The organism is Actinokineospora sp. NPDC051303, from assembly GCF_055586285.1.
On the sequence record NZ_JBVJIN010000040.1, the window covers coordinates 22,343 to 41,017 of the forward strand.

Here is an 18,675-nt window from a genome sequence, read left to right on the forward strand (position 1 = left end):
GTAGCATCGGTCTGTGGGTGAACTGAGCCATGTGGACGACGAGGGCGCGGCCCGGATGGTCGACGTGTCGGCCAAGGAGGTCACCGCCCGTGTCGCGGTCGCCTCGGGGGTGGTGCGGACCACCGCGGAGGTTGTCGGCCTGCTGCGCCGGGACGGCCTGCCCAAGGGCGACGCGCTGGCCACGGCCCGGATCGCGGGCATCATGGGCGCCAAGCGCACCCCGGACCTGATCCCGCTGTGCCACCCGCTGGCGCTTTCCGGGGTTCGCATAGACCTGGAGTTGGGCGCGGCGGAGGTCCGCATCGTCGCCACGGTCCGCACGAACGACCGGACCGGCGTGGAGATGGAAGCGCTGACGGCGGTGGCCGTGTGCGGCCTGACCCTGCACGACATGATCAAGGCCGTTGACCCGGCCGCGGTCATCGACGCCGTCCGCGTCGAGCGCAAGGACGGCGGCAAGAGCGGCGCCTGGACCCGAGGAGAGCCATGACCACCCGCACGGCGCGTGTCGTCACCGCGTCCAACCGGGCCGCGGCAGGTGTCTACCCGGACAAGACCGGCCCGGTGATCGTCGCGTGGCTGCGCGACCGCGGCTACGCGACACCCGACCCGGTGGTCGTGCCGGACGGCCCCCCGGTGACTGCGGCCCTGCGAGACGCCGTGGCCGCCGCGGTCGACGTGGTCGTGACGACCGGGGGCACCGGGATCAGCCCGACCGACCGCACCCCGGAGGCCACCCGTGAGGTCTTGGACCACGAGATCCCCGGACTGGCGGACGCGATCCGGGCGGCGGGCCTGCCAAAGGTGCCCACGGCCGTGCTGTCGCGCGGTGTGGCCGGGGTGGCAGGCCGCACCCTGGTGGTGAACCTGCCCGGCTCCAGCGGCGGCGTCCGCGACGGCTTGGCCGTGCTGGACCTCGTGCTCGACCACGCGGTGGACCAGGTGCGCGGCGGCGACCACCCGCGGCCCATGGAGACGCCGGTCGCCGGTTCAGTGGTCGACCAAGCGCGCGACGACCATCCGCGGTCCGCGGGCGCGCCGGGCGACTCGGTTGTGGATCAGGTGGGCGCCGGTGATTACGCGCGGCCTGAGGGCGCGTCGGTCGCTGGTTCGGTTGTGGATCAGGTGGGCGGCGATCATCCGCAGTCTGCGGGCGCGTCAGTTGCCGACTCGGGGCTCGGGCAGGTGCCTGGCGGCGTCGCGGGGCCGCTGGCGGCGTCTGCTGCCGGTTCGGGTGTTGACCAGGTGCCTGGTGGCGATTCCGGCGGGTCTGTGGCGGTGCCGGTCGCCGGTTCGGTTGTGGGCCGGTCGGAGTCTGCTTCGCGGGGCTCGGTCGTGCTGCGGGCCGAGGTCAGCGACGCCCCGATCACCGTCGAGGAGCACGCCGCCCTGGTGGAGCACGCGGCGGCGGGCGCGGTGGTGACGTTCGCGGGTGTGGTCCGTGACCACGACCACGGTCGCGGTGTGCGTGGCCTCGACTACGAGGGCCACCCGACCGCCACGGACGTCATCGCCGAGGTGGCCGCCGACATCGCTCGCGCGGACGGTGTCCGGGCGCTCGCCGTGACCCACCGGGTGGGCCGGTTGGCGATCGGCGATGTGGCGCTGGCCTGCGCGGTGTCCGCTGAGCACCGCGGGCAGGCATTCGCCGCGTGCGCCCGGCTGGTGGACGAGGTGAAGGCCAGGCTGCCGATCTGGAAGCACCAGATGTTCACCGACGGCACCGACGAGTGGGTCAACTGCCCCTGACCCACCTGACGAAGCCGGTCTTGCCGCGAGAAGCGGCCGGACCCCCACCGCTGGGGCGGAAGGCGCTGAGGGTCCGGCCCGCACGCTCTCGCGAGGTGTGGCCTTGCCGAGCCGACTACTTCGTGGCGATCTTCTGACCCACGAGGATCAGGTTCGGGTCGCCGATGAAGCTCTTGTTCTTCTCGTGCAGGGCCTGCCAGCCGCCCGCGATGTCGAGGCGCTCGGCGATCTTGGACAGCGAGTCGCCCGCGACCACGGTGTAGTCGCCTGCCGGGTTGGACTTGGCGAGGGCGGCCACGGGGGCCGCGGCCTGGACCGGCGCCGCCTTGGGCGCGGCCTTCTCGACAGCCCTGGTCACCGGCTTGGTGGCCTTCTTCGGCGCGACGGCCTTGGCCTTCGGCTTCGCGGCCGCGGCGGCCTTCTGCGGCTTGGCGGCGGTCGCGGCTCCGGCCTTCTTGCCGCACACCGGCCACGCGCCGATGCCCTGCGTCTTGAGCACGTTCTCCGCGACGCGGATCTGCTCCTCGCGGGACGCCGTGTGAGCGCTGCCCTTGCCGCCGTTGGCGGACCAGGTCCTGGGGTGGAACTGCAGGCCGCCGTAGTAGCCGTTGCCGGTGTTGATGCTCCAGTTGCCGCCGCTTTCACACTGCGCGACCGCGTCCCAGTTGACGCTGTCGGCAGAGGCGGGGGATGCGGCGACGGCCATCGGGGCGCCGACCGCGACGCCAGCGACGACGACGCGGGCGATGGTGCGCTTGGCGGCGGACGGCTTGCGGTGCTTGCCCTTGTAACCCATCTCAGTCTCACCTTCCGCGCCTGCGAGTTGTGATCGCTGTGGGCGGGCCTTCGGGAGCCCGACCGGGTTTCACCCCGGCTGCCACGCCTCGCGCTGCGTCGCGCTCGTCGTGGACCCTCGCCCCTGTCCGGAAGTTCGCTTTCGCTCGGGGTTGGTTCCCGAGAGCCCGCCGGACAAGGTTTGGCGCTACGGACTCCCGGGTCGTGCATGGCTGGTCGGGGCCAGCCGATAGCGACGGTACGTAACCGCTAGGGGATACGGAAATCGTCTGAGATGTGACCGTTGTCACGGTAACGCACTGCAAACCGTGACGATCATCGCTGTTTCCGCTGGTCAGAGCACTTCGCTGGCCTGTTATTTGGCTGTGTCCTGGCCGAGATAATTCACTCTAGGTGAGGCTTGGGTCACGTCGACTTTGGCACGTTAGGCCAACCGGGAATCCGGACTCAGCCGCCTGCGAAGGGCGGGAGGACGTCCAGCCCCGTCCCGTCCGGCAGCCGCGCGGCCCGGTCGCGGACCGCCACCCCGTCCACGAGGAAGCTGGCCGCGCGCAGCACCCGCGCCAGCGCGTCCCCGTGCCGCGCCGAGAGCGTCGCGAGGGCGTCGTGCACGGTGGCCCCCGACGGCAGCGCCAGGGTCTCCTGCGGCACCCCCGCAGCCGCCCGGGCCCCCGCGAAGTACCGGACCGTGACGGTCGTCATATCGCCTGCCACGCCTAGCCCCCGATCGCGCTCATCGGCCGCAGCGGCTGGGCGAAACCGGCCTCGTTGATCGTGTGCCCGGCGAGCTTGGCCCACATCGCCGACCGCCACATCTCGGCGATCGCCGCGTCGTCCGCGCCCGCGCGCAGCGGCGCGCGCAGATCCGTCTCGGTCTGGCTGAACAGGCACGAGCGCAGCGCGCCGTCCGCGGTGAGCCGGGTGCGGTCGCAGTCGCCGCAGAACGGCCTGGTCACCGACCCGATGACGCCGACGTCGGCGGGCCCGCCGTCGACCTGCCACCGCTCGGCTGGCGCGGCCCCGCGCGGCGCCGTGCTCGGCGACAGCGCGAACTCCGCGCCCAGCGTCGCCAGGATCTCGTCCGCGGTCACCATCGCGGCGCGGTTCCAGCCGTGCTGCGGGTCGAGCGGCATCTGCTCGATGAACCGCAAGTGGTAGCCGTGGTCGAGGCAGAAGCGCAGCAGTGGCACGGCTTCGTCGTCGTTGACACCGCGCAAGAGGACCGCGTTTACCTTGACCGGGGTAAGCCCAGCCTCTTGCGCGGCGGCAAGTCCTTCGAGGACATCGGAAAGCCGGTCGCGTCGGGTGATCTCGGCATAGCGGTCCCGCCGGATGGTGTCGAGCGAGACGTTGATCCGGTCCAGGCCAGCCTCGGCCAGCGCCTCGGCCCGGCGCGCGAGCCCGATTCCGTTGGTGGTCATGGAAATCCGGGGCCGGGGTGTCAACGCCGCCGCGGCCGCGATGATCCGCTCGATGCCCTTGCGCAGCGTCGGTTCGCCACCGGTGAACCGGACGTTAGTCACACCTAGGCGCACTACCGCGATCCGGATAAGCCGGTTCAACTCGTCGTCGGTAAGCATCTCGCCGCCGGGCATCCAGTCGAGCCCTTCGGCGGGCATGCAGTAGGTGCACCGGAGGTTGCAGCGGTCGGTGAGCGACACCCGCAGATCGGTGGCCACCCGGCCGAACCGATCCACCAGGCCCGGGGTGTCCGGCCTGGCGGCGTGCGGGCCCGGCACTGCCGGAAGCCCGAGAGGAACCGCTGTCACCCGATCTAGGGTAGACGTTGTCACCGACAAGTGACCTGGTCGGCCGAACATTAGCGCTGGGTGACCATTAGTCCGTGGCGCCGGGACGCGGGCCGATACCGTCGGCGCATGCCGTATTTCAGGTTGTCCGAGGCCGCCAGGCTGCTCGGGGTGAGCGACGACACCGTCCGCCGCTGGGTCGACGCGGGCCACCTGCCCGCCGACGCGGACGCCGCCGGGCGCAAGGTGGTCGACGGCGCTGCCCTCGCCGCGTTCGCCCGCGACCAGGCCACCGAGATCCCCGATCCGATCACCGCGGGCCGCTCCGCCCGCAACCGGTTCGTCGGGCTGGTCACCGACGTGGTCGCCGACCGGGTCATGGCGCAGGTCGAGATCCAGTGCGGGCCGCACCGGGTGGTGTCGCTGATGAGCGCGGAGGCGGTACGCGAGATGGGCCTCGAACCCGGCGTGCTTGCCGTGGCGCTGGTAAAGGCAACTCAGGTCATCGTGGAGACACCGTAAGTCCGTTCTTATCTCTTATAGCTAGAGGGGCGTGGGTAGCCTCCTGTCATGACCGGCCGCTGGACGTACCTGATGGACATGGACGGGGTGTTGGTGCGCGAGGAGCACCTGGTCCCCGGCGCGGACGAGCTGATCAAGGAGTTGACCGCGGCGGGCACGTCGTTCCTCGTGCTCACCAACAACTCCATCTACACCCCGCGCGACCTGCGGGCCCGGCTGCTGCGCACCGGCCTCGACGTGCCCGAGCAGGCGATCTGGACCTCCGCGCTGGCCACCGCGCGGTTCCTCGACAGCCAGCGCCCCGGCGGCACGGCGTACGTCATCGGCGAGTCGGGGCTGACCACCGCCCTGCACGAGATCGGCTACGTCCTCACCGACCGCGACCCGGACTACGTGATCCTCGGCGAGACCCGCACCTACAGCTTCACCGCCATCACCCGCGCCATCCGCCTGGTCGAGGAGGGCGCCCGGTTCATCGCGACCAACCCCGACGCCACCGGCCCCAGCCGGGAGGGCTCGCTGCCTGCCACCGGGTCGGTCGCCGCGCTCATCGAGCGGGCCACCGGCCGGGAGCCTTATTACGTGGGCAAGCCGAACCCGTTGATGATGCGCTCGGCCCTGCGGGCGCTCGGCGCGCACTCGGAGAGCACGCTGATGATCGGCGACCGGATGGACACCGACGTCCGCACCGGCCTGGAGGCGGGCCTGAACACGATCTTGGTGCTGACCGGCATCTCGACCAGGGAGACCGCCGAGCTGTACCCGTACCGGCCGACCCGAGTGATCGATTCGGTCGCGGATCTGGTCGGCCGGACCGCGGACCCGTTTTCCGATCTATAATCCGATCGTGCCAACCCGATTACGGCTGGTCACCACGGGTGCGTCTGGGTGCCGATCACAGCGCGCTCGGTGTTCGGCTCGCCTATCGTCAGTGCTGTGCAGCAAGACAGCCCATCGGGGACCGAGGTGAAGACACCCACGACCTATGTCGTGGGCGATGTGCACGGTCACCGCGCGGAACTGCTCGACGCCCTGCGCCGCGCCGGTCTCGTGGACGACGACGGCTCCTGGTGCGGCGGCGAGGCCCACCTGTGGTTCCTGGGCGACTTCGTGGACCGCGGCCCCGACGGCATCGGCGTGATCGACTTGGTGATGCGCTTGGTCGAGCAGGCCGCCGCGGCGGGCGGGCAGGTCGAGACGCTGCTCGGCAACCACGAGATCCTGCTGCTGGGCATGCACAAGTTCGGCGACGCCGAGGTGCCCTCCGACTTCGGCCCGCGCAGCTTCGCGCGGAGCTGGGAGATGAACGGCGGCATGGTCAGCGACCAGGAGGCGCTGACCGACGAGCACGTGGCCTGGCTGACCGACCGCCCCGTCCTCACCCTGGTCGGCGACCAGTTGCTCATGCACTCCGACACCCTCGAATACCTCACCTGGGGCGAGGACATCGACTCGGTCAACGACGCCGTCCGCGCCGTCCTGCACGGCGACGACCTGGCCGAGTGGTGGGAGGTGTGGCGGCGGATGACCACCCGCTACGCCTTCCGCGGCCCGCACGGCGAGGCCGCGGCCGACGACCTGCTGACCACCCTGGGCGGCAGCCGGGTCGTGCACGGCCACAGCGTCATCGCCGACCAGCTCGGCGTCCTCCCGGCGCAGGTCGAGGGCCCCTACGAGTACGCGGGCGGCAAAGCCCTCGGCGTCGACGCTGGCCTGTTCGTCGGCGGCCCGTGCCTGGTCGTCACGCTGCCGTCGGAATCCGACTAGGACCGTCCACCGGCACGATCCGGGAGCCGAGCGGGACCAGCGACACCGGGATCATCTTGAAGTTGGCGATGCCCAGCGGGATGCCGATGATCGTCACGCACAGCAGGAAACCGGTCACGACGTGCCCGAGCGCCAGCCACCAACCCGCGAAGACGATCCAGATGACATTGCCGATCATCGACGGCGCGCCCGCGTCGCGGCGGGTCTCGATGGTGCGGCCGAAGGGCCACAGCGCGTAGTTCGCGATCCGGAACGACGCCAGGCCGAACGGGATGGTGATGACCAGGATGCAGCAGATGATCCCGGCGAACAAATAGCCCAGGGCCATCCAGAAGCCGCACAGCACCAGCCAGATGACGTTCAGCAGTAGTCGCACAACATCAACGCTACCTGGTCGGCGCATCCCCCAGCTGGAGCTGCGCGGGCGACCCGATCGGGGGAAGGATGGCGATCAGGACTCAGCCAGCTCCGGGAGGGCCAGCGATGCCAGCGACGACCCAGCCAGCACTGCCCAGCTACGCGTCAGGGACGTCGCGGACGCCGCTGCTCGGCGACACCATTGGCGCCAACTTCGACCGCGCCGTCGCCGCGCACGGCGAGCGGGAGGCGCTGGTGGAACGGGCCACCGGCAGGCGGTGGACGTACCGGGAGCTGGCGGCGGAGGTCGAGGCCGTGGCGCGCGGGCTGCTTGAGCTCGGCGTCGGCAAGGGCGACCGGGTCGGGATCTGGGCGCCGAACTGCGCGGAGTGGGTGTTCACGCAGTACGCGACGGCGAAAATCGGGGCGATCCTGGTCAACATCAACCCCGCCTATCGCGGGCACGAGCTGCGGTATGTGCTCAACCAGGCGGGCATCCGGACACTGGTCTCCGCGCCGTCGTTCAAGACGTCCGACTACGCGGCGATGATCGAGGAAGCGCGCCCGGACTGCGCGGCGCTGCGGGACGTCGTCCTCATCGGCGAAGAGTCCTGGGACGACCTCGTCCGCGACGAGAGCACCGCGGACTTGGCGGCGGTGGGCCGCACCCTTTCCGCCGACGACCCGATCAACATCCAGTACACGTCCGGCACAACCGGATTCCCCAAGGGCGCGACCCTGTCGCACCACAACATCCTCAATAACGGCTTCTTCATCGGCGAGCTGTGCCATTACACCGAGCACGACCGCATTTGCATCCCGGTTCCCTTTTACCACTGTTTCGGAATGGTCATGGGCAATCTCGCGGCCACCAGTCATGGCGCCTGCGTCATCATTCCGGCCCCCGCGTTCGATCCGGGCGCCACTCTGGCCGCCGTCGCGGAAGAGAACTGCACCGCGCTGTACGGGGTGCCGACGATGTTCATCGCCATCCTCGCCGAACCCGCCGTGGACACGGTGGACCTGAGCGCGCTGCGCACCGGGATCATGGCGGGCTCACCGTGTCCGGTCGAGGTGATGAAGCAGGTCATCGACCGGCTGGGCATGGCGGAAGTGGCCATCTGCTACGGCATGACCGAGACGTCCCCGGTCTCCGCGCAGACCCGCGCCGACGACTCCATCGACCGCCGCGTGTCCACGGTCGGCCGGGTGCACCCGCACCTGGAGGTCAAAATCATCGACCCGGAAACGGGCCTGACCGTGCCCAGGGGTGTGCCCGGCGAGTTCTGCACCCGCGGCTATTCGGTGATGCTCGGCTACTGGGACCAACCCGACAAAACCGCAGAGGCGATCGACAGCGCCCGCTGGATGCACACCGGCGACCTAGCGGTGATGGACGACGACGGTTACCTCGCCATCACCGGCCGCATCAAGGACATGGTCATTCGCGGCGGCGAGAACATCTACCCGCGGGAAATTGAAGAGTTCCTCTACACCCACCCCCGAATCCTCGACGCCCAGGTGATCGGCGTTCCCGACGACCGCTACGGCGAAGAATTGATGGCCTGGGTCCGCATGCGCGACGGCGCCGCCCCCGTCACCACCGAGGAAATCCGCGAGTTCTGCGCGGGCAAACTCGCCCACTACAAAATCCCCCGCTACGTCCACGTGGTGACCGAGTTCCCCATGACCGTCACCGGGAAAATCCGCAAAGTCGAAATGCGCCAGGCCGCCGTCGAAATCCTCGGCCTCGCCGACGCCGCGACCGAACCCGCCTAGGATGGGCGCGTGACCAGCCTGGTGGTCGGGTTCGACCTGGACATGACGCTCATCGATCCCCGGCCGGGCATGGTGTCGGCGATGAACGCGCTGGCCGAGGAGTCCGGGCTGGCCTTGGACGGCGAGCGCTTCGCGGCCAACCTGGGGCCGCCGCTGGAACTGATCCTCCAGGGGTTCGAGGCCCCGGAGGAGCGGATTCCCGCGTTGGTGGATCGCTTTCGCGCGCTCTACCCGGAACTGGTCATTCCCGCGACGGTGGCGCTACCGGGCGCCGGTGAAGCCCTCGACGCCGTGCGGGCGGCGGGCGGGCGGACCCTGGTCGTCACCGGCAAGTACGGTCCCAACGCCGTCCGCCACCTCGCCGCGCTCGGCTGGGACGTCGATGTGGTCGTGGGCGAGCGCTGGGCCGAGGCCAAGGGCGAGACCCTCATCGAGCACGGCGCGGGCGTGTTCGTCGGCGACCACGGCGGCGACATCGCGGGCGCCCTGGTCGCCGGAGCCGTCCCGGTCGGCGTCGCCACCGGCCCCTACACCGCCGCTGACCTGCGCGCGGCAGGCGCTGACGTGGTGCTGGAAAGCCTGGCCGAGTTCCCGGCCTGGCTCGCCGGGCACCTAGGCGGTTAGCGGCGGCGCACGACGTGCACGACGCCGACGACCAGACCGGCGGGCAGGCCCATCGACACCGCCCACAGCCACGGCGCCTGCCGGTCAAGGGCGGCGAGAACGAAGATCGCGACGACCGCCAGCAGGCCGACGGCGAACAAGAGGAACGCGACGCGCGGAGCCCGGTCGCCGTGTGTTGAGGCGGTCATGGGAACAGGATAGGCGTGCGAACCGTTTCGCCCTCAGCGAAGCCACCGGGTAACGCTGAGGTGGTGCTGAGGCGAACTTAGAGCCGTGGCATAGGCTGGAGTGACGCGCCCCGGGCACGCCCCAGGGCGCGTTCGTCTTGCGCGGGGCGAGGGTCAGTGCCGCGCGGGCGAGACAAGACGACGAGGGAACGGTGAGATCAGTGCCGACCGGCAAGGTCAAGTGGTACGACTCGGAGAAGGGCTTCGGGTTCGTCACGCAGGACGGTGGCGAGGACGTCTACGTCCGCGCGTCCGCGCTGCCAGCGGGGGTGCCCGGACTCAAGGCCGGGCAGCGCATCGAGTTCGGCGTCGCGGACGGTCGACGGGGGCCGCAGGCGCTGTCCGTCCGGCTGATCGACGCGCCGCCCTCGGTGGTCGAGGCGCGTCGGCGGCCCGCTGAGGAGCTGCACGGGCTGGTCGAGGACATGATCAAGATGCTGGAGTCGGCGGTTCAGCCTGATCTGGCCCGGGGGCGGTATCCGGATCGGAAGGTGACCAAGCGGATGGCTGAGGTTGTGCGGGCTGTGGCTCGGGAGCTTGATCCGTAGGTTGCTGGGGTCTTTGTGGGGTTGCTCGATGGGGTGGAGTGGTTTCTTTGGGGCCCCTACGAAGGAAGATCGCCCGTGTGAAAGAGGGTGGGAAGCCTTCGGCATCACACGCGCGGCCAGCTTAGCGATCTTCCTTCTCCCCCAAAGAAACCACTCCACCCCATCGAGCACCTGGCGGGCGTTGGTTCGGCCTGGCAGGGGGGTTGGGTTCGCTGTCTCCGCTCCCATCGAGTGCCTGGCAGGAGGGTTCTTCTTAGGGGCGGGCTTGCAGGATCCAGTAGCCGCTGACCAGGAGTTGGTCTCCGTTGATGACCGCCAGTTTCTGGACTGCGGCTATCAGTAGGCGGTCTGCGTTGTCCGGTAGTTCGAGGGTGTAGGCGAACTGGTTGTCCTTGGGGAAGAAGACGCGGCTGCTGGCGTCTACTCGTTTGCCTTCGCGGTCTAGGTAAGAGAAGGCGACGCCCCAGGGGCTTTGGGCTATGTCTGCCGGGACTGAGACCTGAACTGGTTTGCCTGGGCGGATGTGCAGGCTTGCCACCGCGTCCTCGTTCTGGAGGCATTCCTGGGTGCCTACCTCGCAGAGGATTTGCGGGGTCACCCGGACTGTGTTGCCGTCGGCGTAGAAGGTGACCTCGGGGGGCTGCGGGGTTCCGCAGGCGGTGAGGACGGCGGCCGTGCAGGCCAGGGCAGCGGTCAGGACTCGGCGCACGGGTGCGACCCTACGGGTCCTGGTGGACGGTGTGCGGTGGTGGTCCCTCGGGTAGCGCGGCGGGGCGGAAACGGCCCCTTGGTTGCCGGGTGGCGCGGCCGGGGTGAGCTGGGCGGTCGCCGCCCAGGCCGGGGATGAGGGTGGCGCCTCGGCGGGACATCAGGGTTTGGACTAGGCCTAGGGCCAGCATCGCGGAGACGACCAGGAAGCCGACCCACCAGATGGGGGGCAGCAGGACGCCCACGGCGCCGCCGAACACCCAGCCCAGTTGCAGCACGGTCTCCGAGCGGCCGAAGGCCGACGCGCGGGACTCCTCCGGGAGGTCGTCCTGGATCACCGCGTCGAGGCTGTTCTTGGCCAGGGCGCTGGCGATGGCGCCGACTAGGCCGACTAGGGCGGCGGTGACGATGCCCGCCGCGAAGGTGGCGATCACGGTCGAGGTCAGGGCGCCGATCGCGCAGCCCAGGACGACTTGCTCCGGGTTGCCCACGTGCAGTCGGGCGCCGATGCCGTTGCCGACGAAGCTGCCCAGGCCAGCCGCGCCCGCGATCAGGCCGAGCAGCAGCAGTTGCTGGAACGGGGCGGCCTCGTGTTCGGCGCGGACGGCGAACGCGGCGAACATCATCAGGAAGCCGGTGAGGACGCGGATGGTGCCGTTGCCCCAGAGCGACACCACCACGTGGCGGCCCATGGGCTGGCGTTTCGCCTGCTTGGGGTGGGCGCTGATGGAGGCGGGGACCTCGCCCTCGGTGACCTCCACCCAGGCGGGGATGCGCAGCGCCTGGACGGCCCCGAACAGGCAGATCACTACGGTGAACCAGAGCGCGCCCGGTGAGTCGAAGATGTTGGCGAACAGCGCCGCGAACGCGCCGAACACCCCACCAGCGGCCAGCCCGAACACCGTGAGCCGCGCGTTGGACTTGGCGAGTGTGATCTCTGGCGGTAGCACTCTCGGAGTGATCGCCGCCTTGAGCACGGTGAACGACTTCGAGAGCACCATCTTGCCCAGTGCCGCCGGGTAGAGCATCCAGTCGTCGAAGTGCAGGGCCATGATCACGCACATGAGCGCCTGGCCTGCCGAGGCCGCGCACATGGCGAGCCTGCGCCCGCGCTGGAGCCGGTCGAGCATCGGGCCGATGACCGGGGCCAGCAGCGCGAACGGGGCCACGGTGATCAGCAGGTACAGCGCGACCTTGCCCTTGCTCTCGCCGCTGGCGGCGGAGAAGAACAGGGTGTTCGCCAGCGCGACGGCCATCGCGGCGTCACCGGCGTAGTTGAGCATGGTGGCGTAGGTGAGCGAGGTCAGGCCGGACTTGTCCGCGCCGTCGGCCCTGGTCGCCTTGTGGAAGGCGTTCACCGCCTGGCTGGTCAGCTGCTTGCCGCGCAGCGCGGCGACCCGGGTGACCGTCAGCTTCTTGGGGAACTGCGGTGCGCCGGGCGCGGGCGGCTCCTCGCGGTAACGGTCATCCCGGTAGTGCTCGTCCCGGTCAGCGCTGTCGCGGTAGCGGTTATCGCGGTAGTGCTCGTCCGGATAGCGACTATCCGGGCGGCGGTCTTCGTACCGGCTGTCGTATCGGTCGTCATACCGGTCGTCGTAGCGGCGGTCTTGGTAGCGGTCGCGGTACCGGTCGTCGTAGCGGTCGCCGTGCCGGTGGTCGTACTGGCTGTCGTACTGGCTGTCGCGGTACCGGTCGCCGTAGGTCTCGTAGTCCGGCTCGTCGGGGCGCTCCAGCCTGCGCGTGGGATTGCGCGGCGGCGGTGGCTCGCGGTGGGTCCAGCTTCTCGGCTGCCTGGGCTCCGGGTGCGGCGGCTCCGGGTCGCGCCAGGGCGGCTGGGGCGCGTCGGCCCAGCCCCGGCGGGCTTTTCGGCCCGCGCCGAACCGGCCTTCGCGGCCTCGGCGGCCGGATGGCGGCTGATCAGCGGGGCCGTTGCGAATCACAGGACCATCCTGCCGTACCGAGGGCTATAGCAGTACTCGGACGGGGCGAGTTCTCAGCCGCCCTCGGCGAACCGGACCCGAAAGAGCTTCGGCCACAGTTTGCCGGTCACCAGGAACTCGTCGGTGCCGGGGACGGCGGCGATCCCGTTGAGCACATCGGTGTTCGCCCGCTGCCGCGGCGGGAGCAGGCCGGAGAGGTCCGCGATGGCGGTGACCGCGCCGGTCTCGGGGTCGACGCGCACGATCTGGTCGGTCTGCCAGACGTTCGCGTACACCGTGCCGTTGACGCATTCCAGCTCGTTCAGCTTGCTTACCGGGCCGCTGTCAGCGCGGACCCGGACGTCGCCGAGTTCGGCGAACGTGTCCGGGTCGCGGAAGGTCAGCACGTCCGAGCCGTCGCTCATGACCAGCCTGCCGCCCGCGTCGTCGTGGCAGATGCCCCAGCCTTCACCCTCGTAGGTGACCCGACGGCGCTCGGCCAGGGAGGCGCGGTCGCGCTCGATGGCCACGCCCTCCTGCCAGGTGAGCTGCCAAATCCGGTCGCCGACCACGGTGATGCCCTCGCCGAAGAAGTCCGGCGGCAGCGCTGTGCGGCTCCGGACGGCCCCGGTCGCCGGGTCGGTGGCCCGCAGCTCCGACCGGCCTTCCTGCCCGGTGCCCTCGTAGAGGACGCCGTCGGCGAGTTCGAGGCCCTGGGTGAACGCGGCCGTGTCGTGCGGGATCTCGGCGATCACCTCGGCCCGCAGCCGGGGGGTGCCCGGGTGGGTCTCGGGGGCGGGCGCGCTCGTCGCGCAACCCGCCGCGAGGCACGCGGCGGCGGCGGTGAGCGCGGTCAGACGGGCGGACACGGCACAAGCGTGACACGGCTGTGTGGCCCGATCGGGGCGTGGGGCACAATCAGGCGTGATGACCTCGACGCCAGCTCCAGAAGCCGTGACCGACCCCGCGCTGATCGCGGCGGTCGAGTTCGCGCGCGCCGCCGCGCGGGTCCAGGCCGGGGCGGAGGTCGGCGAGCACGTCTCCGTGCGCGTCGAGGACGCGAACTCGGCCACTCACCTGTTCGAGGCCGACAAACCCGGCTACCGCGGCTGGCGCTGGGCCGTCACCGTCGCCAGCGCTGGCCAGGGCGAGCCGGTGACCGTCAGCGAGGTCGTGCTGCTGCCCGGGCCGGACGCGCTGGTCGCGCCGCCGTGGGTGCCGTGGCAGGACCGGGTCCAGGCGGGCGACCTCGGCGTCGGCGACCTGCTGCCCACCGCGCCGGACGACCCGCGTCTGGCGCCCGCGTACCTCCAGTCCGACGACCCGGCCGTCGAGGAAGTCGCCATGGAGACCGGCCTGGGCCGGCCCCGGGTGCTGTCCCGCTTCGGCCGCGTTGACGCCGCCGAACGCTGGCAGAGCGGCGAGTTCGGCCCCGGAGCCGACATGGCCCGCAGCGCCCCGGCCCCGTGCGGCACCTGCGGCTTCTACCTGCCGGTGGCGGGTTCGCTGAGCGCGGCCTTCGGGGTCTGCGGCAACGAGATCGCCCCCGCTGACGGCCGCGTCGTGCACGCTGGCTACGGCTGCGGCGCCCACTCCGAGGCCGAGGTGGAGCAGGTCTCCCCGGTCCTGGTCGCCGACCTGATCTACGACGACGCCCAGCTCGACATCGTGCACGTCACCCCGACCGACGACGAGCCTTCCGCTGACGACGAGGTGTCGGCCGAGGACGAGTCCGCCGCCGAGATGGCCGAGGTCTCCGAGATCGCGCCCGTGGACGAGGCCGCCCCCGCTGACACAGTCGAGGTGACCGACGCCGCGACTGGCGAACCTCTCGTCGAGGAAAGCGCCGCCGAGCCCGGTGCGGAAGACTCGACCGGGGCCGAGCCGGACGCGGTCGATGCGGCTATGGAGCCGGAAGTGCCGGTCGAGGCCGATGCGGAGACTCCTGGGCCGGAGGCGGCGGCCGAGTCGACTGAAACGGTCGACGTGGCTGTGGAGTCGGAGACCCCTGGGCCGGATGTGGCGGGCGAGTCGAGTGAAGAGGTGTCCGCCGAACCGATCGTCGGCGAGGCCGCTGGCGAGCCGGACGCAGCTGAGGCGTCGGTTGAGCCGGTGGGCGAGTGGGCCGGTGTCGAACCCAGCGTTCCCGCGGGCATCGCGTCCGCCGGTGACGAGCCTGCCGAGTCCGCGGTGATCGCCGACTCGGTGGATTCCGCGGGTGTCGAAGACGCGGGTGAGAGTGCCGGGCAGCCTTCCGAGGCGGCCGTCGAGCAGGCGGTGGCCGGGGTGGAGTTGGGTGAGATCGCCGCTGACCCGTCCGGTCAGCCCGAGTCCGACCAGCGCGGGTGAGCGCCCCCGACGACCCGTTCGGCACCGCGGCGCTGCGAGCGTCCGTGCTGAGCGCGTGGGCTTCATCGCCGACCCGCTTTCGGGAAGACGCCAACGCTGAGGAAGACCTCTATCTCGGCGGGTACCGGGACCGGCTGCTGGTCGAGTTGGCGCAGAACGCCGCCGACGCCGCCGAGGGGGCGGGCACGCTTCGGGTGTCCTTTGTGGATGGTGAGCTGCGGGCGGCCAACACTGGGCGGCCGTTGGACGCCGATGGGGTGACCGCGCTGGCGTCGCTGCGGGCGTCGGCGAAGCGGCCAGCGCAGGGGGTCGGGCAGTTCGGCGTCGGGTTCGCCGCTGTCCTCGCCGTCACGGACGCGCCGAGGGTGGTGTCGGCGAACGGGGGAGTCGCCTTCTCCGCCGACGAGACCCGCCGAGCGCTCGCCGACCACCCCGAACTCGCCGCGCGGGCCGCCGACCGCGGTGGGCGCGTTCCCGTGCTGCGCCTGGTGTGGCCCACGGCGGCGCAAGAGCGACCGCCCACCGGGTTCGCGACCGAGGTGCGGCTGCCGTTGCGCGCGGACGTGGATGGCGCCGCGCTGCTCGCCGGGTTCGCCGCGCAGGCGGTCGATCTGCTGCTCGCGCTGCCCGCCCTGGGCCGTATCGAGATCGGCGACGCCGCGTGGTGGCGGGTCGACGCCGATCCGGCGCGGGTGGCGATCCACGGGCCCGATGGTGTGGTGTCCTGGTTGCTGCACCGCGTCGAGGGTGTGCTGCCGCGCGACATCGTGGAAAGCCTGGGCGTCGAGGCCCGCGAACGGCCACAGTGGACGGTCTGCTGGGCGGCCAAGGTCGACCAAGACGGTGTGCCGCAACCCCTTGGCGACGATGTGCTGCACGCGCCGACCCCGACCGACGAGCGGCTGTCCCTGCCCGCGCGGCTGGTGGCGACGCTGCCGATCGAGCCGTCGCGGCGTCGGCTGCGGCCAGGGGCGGCGGCCGACGCGGTGCTCGCCGAGGCCGCTCGCGCCTACCCGGACCTGGTGGCGCTGGCGCCAGCCGAGCACCGGACGGCGCTGGTGCCGCTGGTCGGCTTCCCGCTGTCCGAAGTGGACGACAAGCTGCGCGAGCTGCTGCTTTCCGCGCTGCGCAAGGCATCCTGGCTGCCAGCCGCGGGCGATGACGAGCCGCGCTGGCTCGCGCCCGCCCGCGCGCAAGTCCTCGACGTCGAGTCGGACGGCTTGGCGGACCTGCTGTCGGAGGTGATCCCGAACCTCGCGGACGGCGCCCTGTCCGGGCAGCCGCACGCCGCCGCGCTCGCCGCCCTGGACGTGCCCCGGCTGCGGCTGGCCGAGGTCGTCGCCGCGATCACCGGCACCACCCGCTCGCCGCGCTGGTGGCACCGCCTGTACTCGGCGCTGGCGCCCGCGGCCGAGACCGACGCCACCGCCCGCATGGAGCTGGGCGGCCTGCCCGTCCCGCTCGCCGATGGCCGCACCCTGCCCGGCCCGCGCGGCGCGGTCCTGGTCGACGACGCGGAACTGCTGGACCTGTTGACCCGCAGCGAAGTGGGCGCGCTGCGCGTGGTTCACCCGCTGGCCGCGCACCCGGTGCTCGAACGCCTCGGCGCGCACCGCGGCAGCGCGGTCGACCTGCTCGACGCGGGCGGCCTGCAGGACGCGGTGGAACGCAGCCTGGACGACGCCGAGTCCGGTGTGGACATTTCCGGCTTAGTGTCGGTCGTGCTGCGGCTGGTGCGCGACGCCGGTGTGCGCACCGGTGAACGCCCCTGGCTGGGCGCTTTGGCGCTGCCGGACTCGGTGGGCGACTGGCGGCGCGCGGACGAGCTCGCGCTGCCTGGCTCCCCGCTGCTGGACGTGCTGGACGAGGACGCGCCGGTCGGCGTGCTGGCCGAGTCGGTCGCCGCGGAGTGGCCCGAGCATGTCCTGACCGCCCTCGGCGTCCTGGACGCGTTCGCGCTGGTCGTGGACGAGGCCCCCACCGGCCCCGACCACGGCCTGGCCGACGAGCCCGACTGGTGGGACGCCCAGCCTGAGCCCCCGGCCCGCGTCCTCGCCGTCCGCGACTTGGACCTGGTCACCGACGACGCCTGGCCGCGCGCGCTGAGCCTGCTCGCCGCCGAGCCTGACACCTGGCGAGCCCTGCACGAGCCAGGTGGCTACACCGGCTGGTGGATCGCCCGCAACGCCGTCCTCGACGGCGCCGCCCCCACCGACTGGCGACTCCCCGAGGCCCACGACCTGGCAGGCCTGTACGACGTGCTGCCCGACATCGGCGTCGACCCGCGAGTCCTGGCCGCCATCGGCGTGCGCACCGAACTCCGCGTGGACAACGCCGACGACGCCGAAGACCTGCTGATCCGCCTAGGCGACCCCGACCGCGCCCTGCACCCCGGCGCGGTCCTGCGCACCCACGCCGCCCTGGCCGAGGCCGTCTCCGACGAGCTGTTCGACCCAGCCGACGTCCGCCTCCCGGAGCACACCCGCACCCTCGCGGGCACCGTGTCCACCGACTGCGTTGTCCTCGACGCCCCTTGGCTCCTCGCGGTCCTGGACGAGGACCAGGTGGTCTCCGCTGGCCCCGACTTCGCCCTAGCCGACCCCTTGGCGGAACTGCTCGACCTCCCCCTGGCCACAGAAGAGGTAGGCGGCGAGATCACCTCCACCGGCGACCCCGTCCCCTGGTCCGACCTGGGCGCGGTAGCCGCCGCCTGCGAACTCCTGCACGTGGAGATCCCCATCGGCAGCGCCATGGTCCACGACAAACTCCTAGTCCGCACCACCACCGGCGAACACAATGTGACCTGGTGGGTGGTGGACAACGTCGTCCACTGCGAGGACACCCCGGAAGCCCTGGCCCGCGCCCTGGCCTGGACCACCGACCGCTGGACCGACCGACACACCTTCACCGCGCTGATCGAGGAACCGGCCCACTACCTCACCTGAGCTCACCTGAGCCTGTCCTCATCTGCCTTCCCCCGCAAAGCCGTACCCAACCCTGCCAAGCACCAGACGGGTTGAACAGGGAGCGAACCCAACCCCCCCACGAAGCCGAACCGAGGCTCGCCCAGTGCTCGATGGGGTGGAGTGGTTTCTTTGGGGGTGAAGGAAGATCCCTAAACTCGCCGTGGTCGTGGGGCCGAAGGCACCCCACCCGTCTTTCCCACGACGGGATCTTCCTTCATAGGGGCCCCAAAGAAACCACTCCACCCCATCGAGCAACCCCACCCAAGCCACGCCCTACGGAACCCCAGAGAGCAGCCCCACAGAAGCCAGCCACGGAACCCAGCAAGGACTAGTCGAGCTTCTGCGCCCCCCGAGACCCCCGGTTCGCCGCACGACGCTGCCACAGCATGACCAGGGCGCCTACTATGCCCAGAGCCGCACCGGACAACGCCGTCCACAGCCAGATCGGCGGCGTCCTGTCGAAGCCGTAGCGGGCTATCAGCAGGACGATCGCCGCCAGGAACCAGACGCCGGTCCCGAGGTACACGATGGGCCCCAGCGCCAGCAGCCGCCGCGGCAGCGGGGGCACGGGGCGCAGGGGGGCCTGGTCTTCGGTCGGTCCGGCCACAACCGGGAGG

19 protein-coding genes are annotated in these 18,675 nt (G+C 71.1%); 10 read left to right on the forward strand and 9 right to left on the reverse strand.

Features of this window, described 5'->3' with window-relative positions; all coding sequences use genetic code 11:
- Positions 1 to 13 precede the first annotated feature (13 nt).
- Both moaC and ACZ6SD_RS25150 read left to right on the forward strand, forming a co-directional pair.
- Complete coding sequence (moaC, locus tag ACZ6SD_RS25145) at positions 14 to 490, forward strand: cyclic pyranopterin monophosphate synthase MoaC (RefSeq protein ID WP_465319443.1); 477 nt, start codon at positions 14 to 16, stop codon at positions 488 to 490.
- A complete protein-coding gene (locus ACZ6SD_RS25150) occupies positions 487 to 1,749 on the forward strand; it encodes a molybdenum cofactor biosynthesis protein MoaE (RefSeq protein ID WP_465319444.1) in 1,263 nt (420 codons plus the stop codon). The genes moaC and ACZ6SD_RS25150 overlap by 4 nt, the downstream gene beginning before the upstream one ends.
- 115 nt (positions 1,750 to 1,864) lie before the next feature.
- On the opposite strand, the gene ACZ6SD_RS25155 is transcribed toward ACZ6SD_RS25150, so the two are convergent.
- The 3 genes from ACZ6SD_RS25155 to moaA all read right to left on the reverse strand — a co-directional run bounded on the left by ACZ6SD_RS25155 (position 1,865) and on the right by moaA (position 4,313).
- A complete protein-coding gene (locus tag ACZ6SD_RS25155) occupies positions 1,865 to 2,545 on the reverse strand; it encodes a transglycosylase family protein (protein ID WP_465319445.1) in 681 nt (226 codons plus the stop codon).
- A gap of 446 nt (positions 2,546 to 2,991) precedes the next feature.
- Positions 2,992 to 3,246, reverse strand: a complete 255-nt coding sequence (locus tag ACZ6SD_RS25160) for a MoaD/ThiS family protein (protein WP_465319446.1) — start codon at positions 3,244 to 3,246, stop codon at positions 2,992 to 2,994.
- 14 nt (positions 3,247 to 3,260) lie between these two features.
- A complete protein-coding gene (moaA, locus tag ACZ6SD_RS25165; protein WP_465319447.1) occupies positions 3,261 to 4,313 on the reverse strand; it encodes a GTP 3',8-cyclase MoaA in 1,053 nt (350 codons plus the stop codon).
- Between the two features lie 108 nt (positions 4,314 to 4,421).
- Between moaA and ACZ6SD_RS25170 the strand changes: the two genes are divergently transcribed.
- The 3 genes from ACZ6SD_RS25170 (at position 4,422) to ACZ6SD_RS25180 (ending at position 6,581) form a co-directional block, all read left to right on the forward strand.
- Complete coding sequence (locus ACZ6SD_RS25170) at positions 4,422 to 4,814, forward strand: TOBE domain-containing protein (RefSeq protein WP_465319448.1); 393 nt, start codon at positions 4,422 to 4,424, stop codon at positions 4,812 to 4,814.
- 48 nt (positions 4,815 to 4,862) lie between these two features.
- The gene (locus tag ACZ6SD_RS25175; protein ID WP_465319449.1) at positions 4,863 to 5,654 is read left to right on the forward strand and encodes an HAD-IIA family hydrolase; all 792 of its coding nucleotides are present in this window, start codon (positions 4,863 to 4,865) and stop codon (positions 5,652 to 5,654) included.
- Positions 5,655 to 5,750: 96 nt separating this feature from the next.
- Positions 5,751 to 6,581 (forward strand): metallophosphoesterase, encoded by an 831-nt coding sequence (locus tag ACZ6SD_RS25180; RefSeq protein WP_465319450.1) that lies wholly within the window; start codon positions 5,751 to 5,753, stop codon positions 6,579 to 6,581.
- On the opposite strand, the gene ACZ6SD_RS25185 is transcribed toward ACZ6SD_RS25180, so the two are convergent.
- A complete protein-coding gene (locus tag ACZ6SD_RS25185; RefSeq protein ID WP_465319451.1) occupies positions 6,556 to 6,957 on the reverse strand; it encodes a YccF domain-containing protein in 402 nt (133 codons plus the stop codon). The two genes, ACZ6SD_RS25180 and ACZ6SD_RS25185, sit on opposite strands and share 26 nt — an antisense overlap.
- A 107-nt stretch (positions 6,958 to 7,064) precedes the next feature.
- Between ACZ6SD_RS25185 and ACZ6SD_RS25190 the strand changes: the two genes are divergently transcribed.
- On the forward strand, positions 7,065 to 8,717 hold the full coding sequence (locus ACZ6SD_RS25190) for an AMP-binding protein (protein ID WP_465319452.1): 1,653 nt from the start codon (positions 7,065 to 7,067) through the stop codon (positions 8,715 to 8,717).
- Positions 8,718 to 8,759: 42 nt separating this feature from the next.
- Positions 8,760 to 9,341, forward strand: coding sequence for an HAD family hydrolase (locus tag ACZ6SD_RS25195; RefSeq protein ID WP_465319478.1), 582 nt, complete (start codon positions 8,760 to 8,762; stop codon positions 9,339 to 9,341).
- Here ACZ6SD_RS25195 and ACZ6SD_RS25200 read toward each other — a convergent pair.
- The gene (locus ACZ6SD_RS25200) at positions 9,338 to 9,529 is read right to left on the reverse strand and encodes a hypothetical protein (RefSeq protein WP_465319453.1); all 192 of its coding nucleotides are present in this window, start codon (positions 9,527 to 9,529) and stop codon (positions 9,338 to 9,340) included. The two genes, ACZ6SD_RS25195 and ACZ6SD_RS25200, sit on opposite strands and share 4 nt — an antisense overlap.
- A 200-nt stretch (positions 9,530 to 9,729) precedes the next feature.
- On the opposite strand from ACZ6SD_RS25200, the gene ACZ6SD_RS25205 reads away from it, so the two are divergent.
- On the forward strand, positions 9,730 to 10,116 hold the full coding sequence (locus ACZ6SD_RS25205; RefSeq protein ID WP_091452784.1) for a cold-shock protein: 387 nt from the start codon (positions 9,730 to 9,732) through the stop codon (positions 10,114 to 10,116).
- A 253-nt stretch (positions 10,117 to 10,369) separates the two neighbouring features.
- Here ACZ6SD_RS25205 and ACZ6SD_RS25210 read toward each other — a convergent pair whose 3' ends face one another.
- From ACZ6SD_RS25210 to ACZ6SD_RS25220, 3 genes are read right to left on the reverse strand one after another with little or no spacing between them, the layout of a single operon-like run.
- On the reverse strand, positions 10,370 to 10,825 hold the full coding sequence (locus ACZ6SD_RS25210; protein WP_465319454.1) for a DUF2771 family protein: 456 nt from the start codon (positions 10,823 to 10,825) through the stop codon (positions 10,370 to 10,372).
- Positions 10,826 to 10,835: 10 nt separating this feature from the next.
- Complete coding sequence (locus tag ACZ6SD_RS25215) at positions 10,836 to 12,764, reverse strand: MFS transporter (RefSeq protein WP_465319455.1); 1,929 nt, start codon at positions 12,762 to 12,764, stop codon at positions 10,836 to 10,838.
- A gap of 53 nt (positions 12,765 to 12,817) precedes the next feature.
- Entirely contained in the window at positions 12,818 to 13,612 is a 795-nt protein-coding gene (locus ACZ6SD_RS25220; RefSeq protein ID WP_465319456.1) for a glutaminyl-peptide cyclotransferase, read from the reverse strand.
- 58 nt (positions 13,613 to 13,670) lie between these two features.
- On the opposite strand from ACZ6SD_RS25220, the gene ACZ6SD_RS25225 reads away from it, so the two are divergent.
- Both ACZ6SD_RS25225 and ACZ6SD_RS25230 read left to right on the forward strand, forming a co-directional pair.
- The gene (locus ACZ6SD_RS25225; protein ID WP_465319457.1) at positions 13,671 to 15,092 is read left to right on the forward strand and encodes a DUF3027 domain-containing protein; all 1,422 of its coding nucleotides are present in this window, start codon (positions 13,671 to 13,673) and stop codon (positions 15,090 to 15,092) included.
- On the forward strand, positions 15,089 to 18,037 hold the full coding sequence (locus ACZ6SD_RS25230) for a sacsin N-terminal ATP-binding-like domain-containing protein (protein WP_465319458.1): 2,949 nt from the start codon (positions 15,089 to 15,091) through the stop codon (positions 18,035 to 18,037). Before ACZ6SD_RS25225 ends, ACZ6SD_RS25230 begins: the two co-directional genes overlap by 4 nt.
- Positions 18,038 to 18,386: 349 nt before the next feature.
- Here ACZ6SD_RS25230 and ACZ6SD_RS25235 read toward each other — a convergent pair whose 3' ends face one another.
- The gene (locus tag ACZ6SD_RS25235; RefSeq protein WP_465319459.1) at positions 18,387 to 18,665 is read right to left on the reverse strand and encodes a DUF2530 domain-containing protein; all 279 of its coding nucleotides are present in this window, start codon (positions 18,663 to 18,665) and stop codon (positions 18,387 to 18,389) included.
- Positions 18,666 to 18,675 lie beyond the last annotated feature (10 nt).